The sequence below is a fragment of the Estrella lausannensis genome (genome assembly GCF_900000175.1).
GTDB classification, from domain to species: domain Bacteria; phylum Chlamydiota; class Chlamydiia; order Chlamydiales; family Criblamydiaceae; genus Estrella; species Estrella lausannensis.
On record NZ_CWGJ01000001.1, the window covers coordinates 98,600 to 112,342 of the forward strand.

The 13,743-nt window shown below is 49.6% G+C and carries 10 protein-coding genes; 8 read left to right on the forward strand and 2 right to left on the reverse strand.

What is annotated here, in order from left to right:
* Positions 1–184 precede the first annotated feature (184 nt).
* From ELAC_RS00395 to ELAC_RS00410, 4 genes are all read left to right on the forward strand, one after another.
* Positions 185–1,435: an exo-beta-N-acetylmuramidase NamZ family protein gene (locus tag ELAC_RS00395; protein ID WP_098037295.1), complete on the forward strand. Its 1,251-nt coding sequence runs from the start codon at positions 185–187 to the stop codon at positions 1,433–1,435.
* Between the two features lie 143 nt (positions 1,436–1,578).
* Positions 1,579–1,872, forward strand: a complete 294-nt coding sequence (locus tag ELAC_RS00400; protein ID WP_098037296.1) for a co-chaperone GroES — start codon at positions 1,579–1,581, stop codon at positions 1,870–1,872.
* A 22-nt stretch (positions 1,873–1,894) separates the two neighbouring features.
* Positions 1,895–3,577, forward strand: coding sequence for a chaperonin GroEL (groL, locus tag ELAC_RS00405; protein WP_098037297.1), 1,683 nt, complete (start codon positions 1,895–1,897; stop codon positions 3,575–3,577).
* A 137-nt stretch (positions 3,578–3,714) separates the two neighbouring features.
* Positions 3,715–3,963, forward strand: coding sequence for an FmdB family zinc ribbon protein (locus ELAC_RS00410; protein ID WP_098037414.1), 249 nt, complete (start codon positions 3,715–3,717; stop codon positions 3,961–3,963).
* Positions 3,964–3,966: 3 nt separating this feature from the next.
* Here ELAC_RS00410 and ELAC_RS00415 read toward each other — a convergent pair whose 3' ends face one another.
* Entirely contained in the window at positions 3,967–6,894 is a 2,928-nt protein-coding gene (locus ELAC_RS00415; RefSeq protein ID WP_098037298.1) for a hypothetical protein, read from the reverse strand.
* A gap of 181 nt (positions 6,895–7,075) precedes the next feature.
* Here ELAC_RS00415 and ELAC_RS00420 point away from each other — a divergent pair, with 181 nt between their 5' ends.
* Entirely contained in the window at positions 7,076–8,161 is a 1,086-nt protein-coding gene (locus ELAC_RS00420) for a hypothetical protein (RefSeq protein WP_098037299.1), read from the forward strand.
* Positions 8,158–8,604, forward strand: a complete 447-nt coding sequence (gene mntR / locus ELAC_RS00425; protein ID WP_098037300.1) for a manganese-binding transcriptional regulator MntR — start codon at positions 8,158–8,160, stop codon at positions 8,602–8,604. The genes ELAC_RS00420 and mntR overlap by 4 nt, the downstream gene beginning before the upstream one ends.
* On the opposite strand, the gene ELAC_RS00430 is transcribed toward mntR, so the two are convergent.
* Complete coding sequence (locus ELAC_RS00430; protein ID WP_098037301.1) at positions 8,537–9,400, reverse strand: 50S ribosomal protein L11 methyltransferase; 864 nt, start codon at positions 9,398–9,400, stop codon at positions 8,537–8,539. The two genes, mntR and ELAC_RS00430, sit on opposite strands and share 68 nt — an antisense overlap.
* A gap of 520 nt (positions 9,401–9,920) precedes the next feature.
* On the opposite strand from ELAC_RS00430, the gene ELAC_RS00435 reads away from it, so the two are divergent.
* The gene (locus tag ELAC_RS00435) at positions 9,921–11,306 is read left to right on the forward strand and encodes a Na(+)-translocating NADH-quinone reductase subunit A (protein WP_239414278.1); all 1,386 of its coding nucleotides are present in this window, start codon (positions 9,921–9,923) and stop codon (positions 11,304–11,306) included.
* 248 nt (positions 11,307–11,554) lie between these two features.
* On the forward strand, positions 11,555–13,738 hold the full coding sequence (locus tag ELAC_RS00440; protein WP_098037303.1) for a YjbH domain-containing protein: 2,184 nt from the start codon (positions 11,555–11,557) through the stop codon (positions 13,736–13,738).
* Positions 13,739–13,743: the final 5 nt, after the last annotated feature.

Below are 13,743 nucleotides of genomic sequence, written 5' to 3' on the forward strand. Positions count from 1 at the left end.
TTTTGCCGAATTTGGTTTTAGTACAGGCATCAAAGATGCGGCTCTGAATTTGCTGAGATGCCTCGAGCCGCATCATATTGACTTAAGCGATATATTTCCACTTTGATATAACTTACCTTTGGATTACTCTCTGACCAATCCAGACATGCGGCCAACCATAAATTGAACCGGGCTACTTTAAGCGATGCGGGCGATATACCTTCTAATCCTTTTACTTGCCTTTTGTGTTCTAAATGAACCGCTGGCTGCAGCCGTCAAACCGGGAATTGACGTTCTAATATCAACATCGGCCCTGTCCAATCTGAAAGGAAAAAAAATAGGCCTGGTGACTAATCACACAGCCGTTTCCCGCAACATGGAACACACCTTCGATCTGTTAAGATCGCGGGAAAAGCTGGTCGGTTACAAACTCACCGCACTCTTCGCGCCAGAGCACGGACTGTTCGGCAGCCAACATGCCAGTGAAGATGTCAAAAGCTTCGTGTCGAAGTACGGAATCCCGGTCCACTCACTACATGGTAAAACCAGAAGACCCACCGATGACATGCTGAAGGGCATTGATCTGATCATATACGATATTCAGGACATTGGTTCCCGATCATACACCTACACCACCACCTTATACTATGTAATGGAGGAGGCCGCCAAGCGCGGCATCGGCGTCATGGTCCTCGATAGGCCGAACCCCATCGGAGGCAAAATCGTCGATGGCCCCATGCTCGACCAAAATTTAAGATCCATGGTCGGATATATCAACGTTCCCTACTGCCACGGCATGACAGCCGGCGAACTGGCCCTGTTTTTCAACAAAGAATATGCTATCGGCTGCTCTTTGCAGGTCATCCCCATGGAAGGGTGGAAAAGAAGCATGACCTTCGACGAGACCGGTCTCCAATGGATTCCCACCAGCCCCCAGATTCCCGAGGCAACCACACCCTTTTTCTATCCCATGACGGGAATTTTAGGAGAGCTGTCGGTAGTCAACATCGGAGTCGGCTACACCCTTCCCTTCAAAGTGGTGGGAGCACCCTGGATCGACGGAAAAAAATTTGCTAAACAATTGAACGACAACCATTTTGCAGGAATATATTTTGAACCTTTCTGCTATAAACCCTTCTTCGGCAAATTTGCAGGGCAGGACTGCCAGGGTGTGATGATTGTCATCAAAGACAAAAAACGGGTGAAACCGGTCAGCGTCCAATTTCTCTTGATCGGCACCTTGAAGGCGCTCTACCCCGATCAATTCAAGGAAGCTCTTTCGCAGAGCAAGCAGCGGCGCCAGATGTTCGACAAAGTCAGCGGCAGCAGGGCTATTTTTGAGATGATGGAGACCAAACCCTTTATCATCTGGCCTTTGATCAGCTTTCAGGAAAAAGAGCGGCTCGCTTTCCTTGAGAAGAGAAAAAACTACTTATTGGCCGAATACCGGGATTAGTAAAAAAAGCCGAGGCACCTCAATTTGGCAGTCAAGCGCTTCATTTGCTAAAAAAGCAACTCAAAACCTTGACATAAAACCTTTCTCATCCCTACAATTCCAAACAAAATACGGCGTCTGCAAACTGAAAAAGGAGACCTTTTATGAGTACAATCAAACCCTTAGGTAACCGCGTCTTAATCAAACGATCCAAAGCAGCCCAATCCAAAGGGGGCATTCTGCTGCCTGATTCCGCTCAAGAAAAGCCTAAAGAAGGCACCGTCGTCGCCGTGGGACCCGGTAAGATGACAGAAGAAGGTAAGCGTGAAACCATGATCGTCAAGAAGGGCGACAGAGTCCTGTTCAGCTCCTACGCAGGAACGGAAGTGAAACAACCCAGTGAAGATGAAGAACTCATCATCATGTCCGAAGATGAAATCCTCGGCGTCCTAAGCTAATCAACGAAAAGGGAGCCCAAAAATGGCTAAAATGCTGCAATTTAAAGATGAAGCGCTGAAAAGCGTTGCCAAAGGCCTTAGGACGCTTGCCAAGGCTGTGAAAGTCACGCTCGGCCCGAAAGGAAGAAACGTCGTTATCAAAAAAAGCTATGGCACACCCACTTCCACGAAGGACGGAGTCACTGTCGCCAAGGAAATCGCACTTAAGGATAAGTTTGAAAATATGGGCGCGCAGCTCGTCAAAGAGATCGCCTCCAAGACAAGCGATGTAGCCGGAGATGGCACAACAACAGCTATCGTGCTTGCCGAAGCCATATTCAACGCCGGACTGAAAACAGTGTCGGCCGGGGCCAACCCGATGATGGTTAAGCACGGCATCGACAAGTCCGTCGAAGCTGTCTGCGAAGCGCTGACAAAACTGGCTAAACCGGTCAAGACGCAAGAAGAAGTCAAGCAGATCGCCTGCATCTCAGCCAACAACGACCACGAGATCGGAGCCATCATCGCCGAGGCTATGGAAAAGGTGGGCAAAGACGGAATTATCACCGTCGCTGAAGCCAAAGGGATCGATACCATCCTGGAAGTCGTCGAAGGGATGCAATTTGACAAAGGGTTCCTCTCCCCCTACTTCATCACCAATCCCGAAAACATGAGCGCTGAAATCGAAAACGCCCTCATCCTGATCACCGACAAAAAACTGTCGACTGCCAAAGATATCGTCCCGATTTTGGAAAAAATAATGGCCAAAGGGACGAAACCCCTTCTGATCATCGCTGATGACGTCGACGGAGAGGCTTTGGCGACACTGGTTGTCAACAAGCTGAAAGGTGGCATGCAAGTATCCGCCGTCAAAGCACCTGGCTTTGGCGACAGAAGAAAAGCGATGCTGCAAGATATCGCCGTTTTAACAGGTGGCACAGTCATCACCGAAGAGACGGGCATGAAGCTGGAAGACGCGGATGTCCAACACCTCGGCAAAGCCAAGACAGTCAAAGTCACCAAGGAAGAGACCACCATCATTGACGGGATGGGCGCGCAGAAAGAGATCGAGGACAGAATCAGGCAAGTTAAAGCCGAGATTGCCAACTCGAAGTCCGACTACGAAAAAGAACAACTAGACCAAAGACTGGCCAAACTGGTAGGCGGCGTTGCCATCGTCAGAGTGGGCGCAGCAACTGAAACGGAACTTAAAGAGAAAAAGGCGCGCGTCGAAGATGCCCTGCATGCGACAAGAGCAGCTGTGACCGAAGGGATCGTTCCCGGCGGCGGCGTAGCCCTCTTAAGAGCCATCAAATGCCTTGAGAAGATCTCTCTTTCGAGCGACGAACAGCTGGGAGCTGAAATCATCCGCAAAGCGGCATTTGCACCCGCCACTTCCATCGCTTACAATTGCGGCAAGGAAGGCTCGTTGATCGCTGAAAAGATTTTCGAGGGAAAAGACGCTTACGGATACAACGGTCTGACCGATGAGTTCTGCGACATGCTGAAAGCAGGTGTCGTCGATCCAGTGCTGGTGACCAAGAGCGCCCTCAGAAACGCAGCTTCGATCTCGGGCTTACTGCTCACAACAGCCTGCATGATCACCGACAAACCCAAACCCAAAGAAAAAGGCGGGATGCCTCCAAGCATGGCCGGTATGGGCGGCATGGGCATGGGCGGCATGGGCATGGGTGGAATGGGCATGGGCATGGACGACATGATGTAATCCATTCACTGCCCAGAGTCCGTCCACAAGCCACCTAATTACAGATTATGGACGGACTCTTAAACAAAAAGAGCGTTTTTAAAAAGGAATCCCTTCTTAAAAACGCCCGTTTCTTTAAACCCTTAAAGAGTCAACAAATGCCTACGTACGGATACCACTGCCAAACTTGCGGCAAGTCAATAGACCTCTTCCAGAAAATCACGGACAGCCCGATCACGGAGTGCCCTCATTGCGGCAAGAATACTCTGCAGCGCGGCCCCGGCGGCGGATCGGCCATCGCATTTCAAGGTTCCGGCTTTTACATTACCGATTACCCAAAAGGTGCGTCACCGCTAAAAACCAGCTGCTGCCCCTGTGGCAAGGAAAAGACAACCTGCTCTTCTTAACGGCTAGCTAGCCTTAAAGGACGAAAGAACCCTATCTTCAAATTCCCACTGTGCCCTGTAGCCCACGATTCTCTCATACAGCGACAGGATAACTCCTCTATCGCTGGCCTTGACCTTTCCGGAGAGTTCTTTAGTCTCATTTTCCAGATCGACAAAAACCTCGTCGATCGTGATATCGGCTACAAACGCTTGGTCGGCATATCCCATCTGAGAGTAAGCATAAGCCTCCTGAAATATTGCCTCCAGAGCATCTGCCTCAGCATCATCCAAAGCAACAATTGCCTTCAGTTTATCCATCGCCTTCTCAGAAACTCTCATCCTCTCCTGATGCTCTGCATCCAGCGTTTCAAACGTTCTGAATTTCATTTCAAAAGCAGCCGACCGGATTACCCGCAGTGCCTTCAATCCCTCTTTAACGGCTTGGCTTCCTGCCAAAGAACCTTGCAAGTAATGTGCTTTGTCCGCCTTGCAAAGGGCTTCCTCGAAATCTTCAACACCTTCCTCTAGGTCTGCGCCCTGCGATTTCCAAAGAGAATAGAGAGTCTTCATCCTCATCAACGCTTCACTGTGGTTGATTAACCCTTCTTTAACTTGTTGACGGATCATTTCAAGCTCGCCTTTCACTCCCTGTGAAAAAGGCAGGATGCTGCCCGGTTCAAGTTCCTCTCTTGGCGCCAAAGGCAACTCTAGAATCTCTTCGACCGTCATGTCGGTGATAAGCTTCACCGCGTCCTCAGCTTCCATAAGAAATCCGGCAAGCCTGGTACCTAATTTATTCTCAAAGGCTAGCGTCTGGATTCGGTGAAGAGCTTCGTTAGCCTTGATATAACGCCTTGCGTTAAGGCCGGTGCTCCAGTCGTCTGGATTTTCCTGGACCTCTTTGTCCATCAAATTGATGGTGATCAAGCAGTCCGCAACTTCTTCCAGCACATGCAAGACAGACAAACCGGTCAATCCCTCGGCATCCGCATCTCCAAACACCGATATGGCTGATATGTCGGTGCCTTGGTAGCCGGAGAGCTGGGCGTCACGATCCAACTCGATAAAACGGGCAAGCTGGTAGAGTCTTTGCTCGGCCAGCGCATAAGGCGATGGCAAGGAGGAATTCAAATTCCACTCTTTGTTGTAGCGACGCACTGAAGAGAGCATATTCAGCATCTCCTGGCGCTTTTGCTCCAGCTCCAAGCCGTTGGTCTGCCAGTTCAGTTCCGCAACCCACTTTACGATCGCATCGCCTTCTTCCATGAAGAGGGCCGGGGCGTTAAAGGCAATTTGCTCCACTTCCACATTAGCCATCGAAGGAGAGGAGGTAACGTAAGTGCTCTCTTCAAGAGAACCCATGGTAAAATCGAAGGAGGAATAAAGTTCCACCTCATCAAGATCGTTCACCTCAAGATCGTTCACCTCGGCTTTACCGGAATTTGAGCCGTAGAGGAGTTCTGCATCGTCTTTTGTCAGCGTAGCGAGAAACTCATTGATCACACCAATATCAGAACCCATCTCCTGCATCAGCTTCATACGCGCCTTAACGCTTAAGTCGCTGAAAACGACTTCGGCCGGTTTGACAACAACTTGACTCTGCTGCAGCTGTTCATGCGCTTTTTTGCTCTTCGCTAAAAACTCTTCGCTTTTAGCCATCAGCTCTTCCATGACACTGCCGTAAACGGGCTTGAGATTTTTCACCTTTTCTTCATGCTCTTTAGCCAGCTGCTGCTCAGTTACTTTAAGCGCGCCCGCGACTTCGCTCTTGTTGGACTCAATCATCGGCTTTACTTGCTTGACAGCGTGGGGAACGAGCTCCGACAATCCGGGTTTAGATTTTGCAGCCTTCAGCTTGTCTGCCAGATTGGATTTCTGCTTTAAGTTGGCGGCGAGCAAGGAAAAATCGCCTTCTTGCACATTCAGCTTCTTTGGCTTGGGCAAGGGACCTGGATTTGGCTCAAATTTGAAATCGCTTTTGGGTTTGGGGGGCTCTGGCGTCTCTTCCATGGATTCGGCGAGCTGGGTATTTGCCACTGTCTCCTCTTGTTCAAAAACGAGCTCGTCATCGAGTATCGAATCTAAGGAAAAGGAAAATTGGCTCTTCTTATAGGCCTCTATCTCTTCGGCAAGAGCGTCCAACTCATCGAGCATCGAATCCAAATTCAGCGATTTTTGCTGATAAGCTTCCATATCCAAAGCAAAAAATTCTTGCTCATCTTGCATTGGGGCGAGGCTGTCTAGCGAATGTTCCATAAAAAATTCGGTGGCTGCGCCTGCTGTAATCGGTTTTGTTTCAAAACCGAATGAGAAGTCGCTTACCGGATCCACTTTTTCGGTTCCAAGTTTTTTGGTAAGAACTTCGGAATTTTTCTCCACCTCAGCCAGTAGCGCTTTCAAATCCTCTTTAGTTTCAGCCTTTGCCGCTTTCCTCGATGACTCCGGTTTAGCCCCATCCGATCTTTTTCTCTTCTTCGGGTTGACCAGTTTTTTCCTGTCTTTAACTTCAGGAGGCGTCTTCTCAGCGGGCTTCCCGTTATCTTGGGTGTAATTTTTATGATTGGCGATCAACGAGGCACGGCCCGGATCGAAGATGCACATCACCGGAAGGGTGACGATGCCGATCACGCTTTCGGCAGTGCGCGTTAAGTGAACTAAGGATGAGCTGATCTCAAGGTCTTTAGGAAGGGCGATCGAAGGAATAAAGAGTGTCGCGATGAAATTATAGGGCAGAAGCACTGTGGCAACCACTAATTTCGACCCAAAGAGAATTAAATGAGCGATCGCATCGATCACGGAAGCGACTGGGGTTACCATCACGCCGATCACCCTGGCACCCACTTTGCCTATCACGGGGTGATTCTGGGACTGATCCCATGCATCTAGCGTTTTTGTCAGTCCTTGCGCGAGCCCAAAACTCTCGCATCGCGTCAATTCTCTTTCTTGAGTCATAAAAATCCTTTTTTATGAGTCAATTATAACATCAATGAAGTTTAAATATGATTAACAGTTTATTAAGATTTAATAAACTATAGCGACAAATAATTTGAAAAAGAAAGTGCTGGCCCAAAATGTAGCATTTGCTACATTGTAAGATGTATCATAAGCTACAATCAACCCCTGGAGAAAACAGATGACACCGACAATGACTCAATGGATAAAAGCCGAGACAGACGACCGATGGTTTATCAGCCGGTTCGCAAGAGCGGCCCAGGCTATCACCAAGAAAAAGGGAGGATTAGCCGGCACCCTGATGGTTTCTTCCGCCCTCGCGGCCAAAGTATACGGACTCGCTGTCGCCTATTTTACATCTGAAGGATCTGTCCGAGCATTAATCGATCTGGCCCATCACAACACGACCGGCAACACAACCGATATTGTCTATCTGCGCTCTTTAGGTGATAGCGGCGGCTGGAGCGCGCTGGCTGTGTTCTCACTTTTTGGAACGGGTGCGCTTCTTCTCAAGCTCGTGAGGGAAGGAGAATATATCACAGTCAAGAAAGCCTTGAAGACATGGATTGCCACTCAGCACGCTGCCATCGCGGAGGATCCCGCTTCCGCCAAACACCTTTATCTGAAGATCAACGACCTCCTCGATGCCTATCAAAGTCAGTGCCTTTTTCAAAAGAGCCTTGTTGCAAGGCGCATCACAGCCCTTGACATCCTGGAAAAAAACCCACTCCCCTCCGAGTGCTCTCTCTACCGCAAAGATAAAGCGTTGAAAAAAGTTTTCTGCGATATCAAAAGAGATCTTGAAGAGGCTACCTCGATAAAGTACTATTTTCACCGGATCCACGACGGACAGCGATCGGTTGCCAAAAATGGCATCAGCAAAAGGCTTGGCTCGCTCATCATGGGGGTGGCAATCCCCATAATCCTTATGGTCACCGCGATTTTTTCTTACGTTGGGGAATTCGGACTTGGCAAAGAGCTCTATCTCGACAAAAAGGAGCTGACGGACACCGGACACTTCGGCGAGTGGCCTCTCAATGCCGTCGAAGCACTAGCGACAGCGTTTTTCTTCCACCTGTGGTATATGGTGAACGAGGGGGACTTCGTACGGACAAAAAAAGCTTATAAAACATACCTGCAAAGCTTGAAGGAGACCCGATCAAGCTATAACAGGGTCGCGGAAATTGCCAATGAAGAGTTGAAAGAGCTATCGCCAAGTTTAGGATTTTTCAAGCTTCCCGGAGAATACCAGATAGAGAGGATATGAAAAAAAAACAATCCAGGGCGAAGGCCTTCATCGAAACAAGAAAACAGCACCTTGCGGAAATTGCCGAAGATTACGTCGAGATCGTCTTTGACCTAATAGAGCAGAAGGGAGAAGCCAGAACCTGCGACATCGCCAAGCAGTTAGGGGTGTCGCATGTCACCGTCATCAGGACTGTCAAAAGGTTAGAGAGTAAAGGCCTTTTTCAGACCGAGAGCCACAAGCCCGTGAGATTGACGGAAAAAGGGCTGGAGCTGGCTTCCTTCAGCAAAAAAAAGCATGAGTTTTTGCTGCAGTACCTGCTTCTTTTAGGAGTTCCTGAAGAGATAGCCCGCATTGACGTTGAAGGAATGGAGCACCACATCAGCGAAGAAACCCTCAAAGCCTTTCAAACCCACTTTCAGAAGATTCAAGGTTGTCTTTTGCCGCCGCAAACTCAAAAATAAGGGCCGACCACTCTCCGGAATCCACAGTCGATTGCAGCCTGGGCCCAAATGATTGGATCCAATTGCAATAAGATCGCGTGTCTTCTTTCAAAAGTCCCGATGCGATGAGTGTGAAGGCCGGAAGTTTTTTCAGATAGTTCCACGGCAACGCCTGACGCTGCTCGCTCTCTATCATGTTAATTAAGATGACCGGACTGGCTGGGGGGCTGGCTGTAACGGCCTTCCACATCTCCTCAGGAAGATGTACTGACGCCTTACCTTCAAAATGATTCAAGGCGATATTCTCTCGGGTGTGTACAACGGCCTGCTCGTCGATATCACACGCCTCTACCCGGCTTGCGCCGAGTTTCATCGCTGCCACCGTCAAAATACCGCTTCCTGAGCCGATATCAATGCAGTAATTGCCTCTGCAGTAGCGAACCATCAGGTTCATCATCAGTTGCGTCGTTGGATGGGAGAGATCACCGAACCCCGGTCCGGCCTTTAAGAAAAAACTGCCCTCAGCCTCAATTTCCAGTTTGCTAAATTCAATCTCATACACTCCCTCATGCGCCACCCCCTTGGCGAAAGAGGCCCACTGGGCATCCCAGTCAATCGTATGGGAGCTTAACTCTTCGAAGGGAAGCTGCATGGCTTTTAAAATCTCTTGTGCTTTTTGAGTGGAGAGAATTCCGACCTCTAATCCGCTTTCGCTCTCCGAAATCCAAAGGGGTTGGACGTCTATTGACAAAAGCTGCTTCTCCAAATCACTGAAGCGCTTACCATCCATTCCGACTACTCTTAAAAAACGCTCCATGGCACCGCACTTAAATATGTTCTGATTCGGCTGATTTACTATGCCGCAAGTGTCTCAAAATTTGTGGTTTTAGCTTTGAGAGAGCTAAATTCTCAGATACTTGCGGTATAAATTCAACACCAAAACATACATTTTAAATTGTAATTCAGGCTCTTTACCGCAAGCTCGTCCAAATTTGGGTTTGCGCGCCGGGAAAACTCACCAGGGTCGAAAGATGATGGGCGACTTCATCCTTCTAATATTAGGCAACTTGCATTTTTATAATTCCAAGACTTTCTCAAAGCCCCCCTGCCAAATTTTGCTAGGCTTGCGGTATAAAACACTCTTTACGAAAACGAATCCGAGAGATAAGTTGGTACCTGGACAAGGAACTTATCGCCCCCTGATTATGACGGGCGAATTTCTTAAAAGCTTATCCGGAAATCATTAGCCCTCGGAAAGGCCTCCCCTGGGAAAACACCGGCACCTTAAGCTTTTAAAGTTAAAAGGCCAAAAGAAGAGTAAAGAACAGGAGTTCATCGTGCACATCAAAATTTCCAAGGGTCTCGACATCCCTATCAAAGGAAAACCCTCCGGAACCCTGAAGAGCCTAACACCGACAGGCCAGAGCTCCAACTCACTGGAAATAAAAAAAATTGCCCTCGATCTGAGCGTGTTTGAAGACGTGCGCTTCCATGCGCTGAAAAAAGTGGGCGATGAAGTGCGGATCGGTGAAGCGATCGCCCAAGATAAAGCCGCTCCCGCAAGAGTTTTCGTTTCTCCGGCAGGCGGGATCATCTCGGAAATACGCCGCGGTGAAAAGAGGCGCATTCTTTACGTGGTCATCGATGTTGCGGCAAAAGAAGAAAGAATTGAAAAGCAACCGCTCAAACTCGAGACAGCCAGCCGGGAAGAGATCCTGGAAAGAATTACCGAACTCGGCATCATGCCACGCATCAGGCAGCGTCCCTTTGATGTTCTGGCCAATCCGACCAAAAAACCGGATGCCATTTTCGTGCGTGCAGTCGAATCCGCCCCTTTCACACCCTCGGCTGAAATGCAGATCCACGGCAAAGAGCAAGACTTTCAGAAGGGCCTCGAGGCGCTGACAAAACTGACCGACGGCAAAGTGCACCTTGTCTACCGTCATGACACAAGTGAAAGGGCGTTTCTCGAAGCGAAAGGAGTGGAGCGGCATACGGTGGAAGGGCCACATCCCATCGGACTCGCTTCCGTACACATCCATCACATCGCCCCAATCGGCTCCTCCGAAAAAGTTCTCTGGGTACTTTCAGCTCATGACGCAGTCATGATAGGCGCCGCGGTGCAACGAGGAGTCTATGAAATTGAAAGAGTTGTAAGCGTGGCCGGACCGGGCATCATCGATGGGCAATCGGGCTACTACAAAGCGCGGGAAGGACTCCCCATCAATGTGCTTACAGCAGGGCGCCTCCCTAAAAAAGAGATGCGTCTGATCAGCGGCGATCCGCTTATGGGAAACCGCGTCGGTATCGAAGACTTTCTGGGATTTTACGCGTTCACCTTCACAGCGATTCCAGAACCCACTAAAAGGGAGTTTCTCCATTTCTTTCGCCTGGGTTCTAAAAAGTTCTCCTTCAGCGGCGCCTATCTCTCCGGACTCTTTAATTTGGGCAAAGAATACGATTTCACCACCAGCCAGCATGGTGAAAAGAGAGCGTTTATCGACCCCACCCTTTATGATGAGGTCCAACCATTGCCGGTACCGACGATGCCTCTCGTAAAAGCGATTATGGCTGATGATTTAGACCTTGCCGAAGAGCTGGGGCTGCTCACCGTAGCAGCTGAGGACTTCTCCCTCCCTTCCTTTGTCTGTCCATCCAAAATAGAGATGGTAGGCATCGTGAAGCAAGGGCTCAAAAATCACGCTCAGGAACTGCTCGGCTAGAGACACTCTATATACCGAAAGCTTCGGATGGGAAGAAGCCTACCCTTGATTTTCTTCCCACTCCTCTTTATCCTCCCCTATTAAACCGAAAGCATCTCTAAATTTGGGCTTACTCAAAGTCCAATTTTGAGAAACTTTGGGTACACCCCATGCCACTCATCGAAAACAACCAGTGGTATAGGGCACCTGTTGCGTTACTTTTGCTACCCTTATCCAAGAGCCTGTTCACCCTAAGACGCTGACGTTTCATGGCAAGAACCTATCACAGCAAATGCGTGCATTACTTTAAGGGTTCACTCTCATCGGCTCTTTTTATTTTTTTTCTCACGCTCTTTTCCACATGGAACCAAAAAAATTTCGCGGATGCCGACTTGCTGTTTGACGATCTGGCCATCGTCGATTACTGGAACAGGAAGGTCAACCAAACCTTTCCGGTCCACTACAACGCACTCCTGGAGGGCGGTTTATTCACCATGCCGACAGCACGGGTGGGAGACGATGGCGAAATGGCGCTCGGCTACGCCTGGCTTGATCCCTACTGCATCTATAGCGCGAGAGCCATGATCCACCCCAACGTGGAAATCACCATGAACTACCGGGTATTCAGAGGGATCGAGGACCCTGTGCTGAGCCCTTTTGGGTTCGGAGACCTCTCCGATAAGGGAGCCAACGTCAAATTTGCCATCCTTAAAGCGGAAGACTCCGGATATGAACTACCGGGGATTGCCATCGGCTTCCAAGATTTTTTAGGAACCAGGGCCTTTAAAAGCCGCTACCTCGTCTTCACGAAAGTTTTCATGGAACAGGCCATCGAGCTCACTTTCGGGATTGGTCAGTGGCGCATCCGAGGGCTTTTCGGAGGAATTTCATGGATGCCTTTTCGCTCATGCGATATGCCCCTCCAGCTCAATTCGCTCATTCTGTCGGCCGAATGGGACGCCACTCCCTATGAAAGCAAAAAAATCGAACCGCATCCGGATGGGCGTGTGAAAAAAAGCCCCATCAATTGGGGTGTTAAATGGCGCCTCTACGATATGGTCGACCTCTCCATGAGCTATATCCGCGGCGATGCTCTTGCCTTCCAGGCCTCTTGCTACTACAACCTTGGACACACCAAAGGCTTTGTTCCCAAAATCGAAGACCCGATACCTTACCAGGCGCCGGCTATCCGAGAACCCCTTGGCCCCTTGAGGCCGACGGGCATCTTTGCCGCGGAAATCGCATCGGCATTTCAAAACCACGGCTTCAACACGCTCAGCATCCGCGTGGAGCGTGGTCCCTGCAAAGAGAAAATTTTAAGAATCGAGGCCATCAATGAGTCTTGGAGGCTGGAACCCGACGCCAGATTGAGACTTGCCCATCTTCTCGGCGCATTGGCCCCTTCTGATTTCGATAGAGCAGTGGTCGTCATCAGTGACGACCTGATGGCTGTGCACGAATACTACTTCTACCTCCCCTACGTGCGGAGCTATGTAGCAAAAGAAATGGGATTTATAGAGCTCAGCATCGCAACCCCCCTTAAGGAAGTCTCACCGCCCTGCTTCGGACAGACAATCTACCAGAAAAAACGCGATCTGTTCGATGCCTTTCTCCTCCCCGATTTTCACTCCTTTTTCGGAAGCGCCCGGGGTAAATTTAAATACTCTCTGGGCGTTGCCCTTGCCCTGGACGGATTCTTAGAAGGCGATATCCATTACTCTTGCGTGCTGACACATCGCCTCTTTGCCGACTTGGAAGACATTCAAGATGTCGACCGGCTCAATCCCTCGCAAATCATCAACGTAAGAAGCGATATCATCAGCTACTTCAAGCAGGGAGGGCTGCAGCTTGAAGAGCTCTACCTCAATAAAGTATGGAACATGGGCCGGGGATTTTATTTTGAAGGAGCCGTGGGCTATTTTGACCGGATGTATGGGGGTCTATTTGGAGAGGTGCTCTACTACCCTGTCGGCAGCGCTTTTGCCATCGGATTGGAAGGCTCGGTCGTCAAACGAAGGACAACGAGCGGAATCGGCTTCAGCGACAAAATTCGCAAACTGCACGGCTTCACCCCTGAATATGTTCCCTTCTTAGGCACGCAAGGATTTGTAAACCTCTATTACGACTGGGCCGAGACCCAGCTGCAGTTCGGGATCAAAGCCGGAAGATTTCTGGCAAAAGATCTCGGTATCCGCTACGAAGTCTCGCGCTATTTCGACAGCGGGTTAAGGCTCACTCTTTGGTACACAAGAACCAACGGCCATGACAAAATCAACGGAGAGACCTACTACGACAAAGGGGTCATGATCTCCATGCCCCTCGATATTTTCTATACCCACTCTTCCAGGAAGCGCTTCTCCTATGGAATGTCCGCCTGGCTCCGCGACGTCGGACAGTTCGTCACCCTCAAGGAGGGCCTGTACGAACGTATTAACGACCTAAGACAAAATTAAGATGC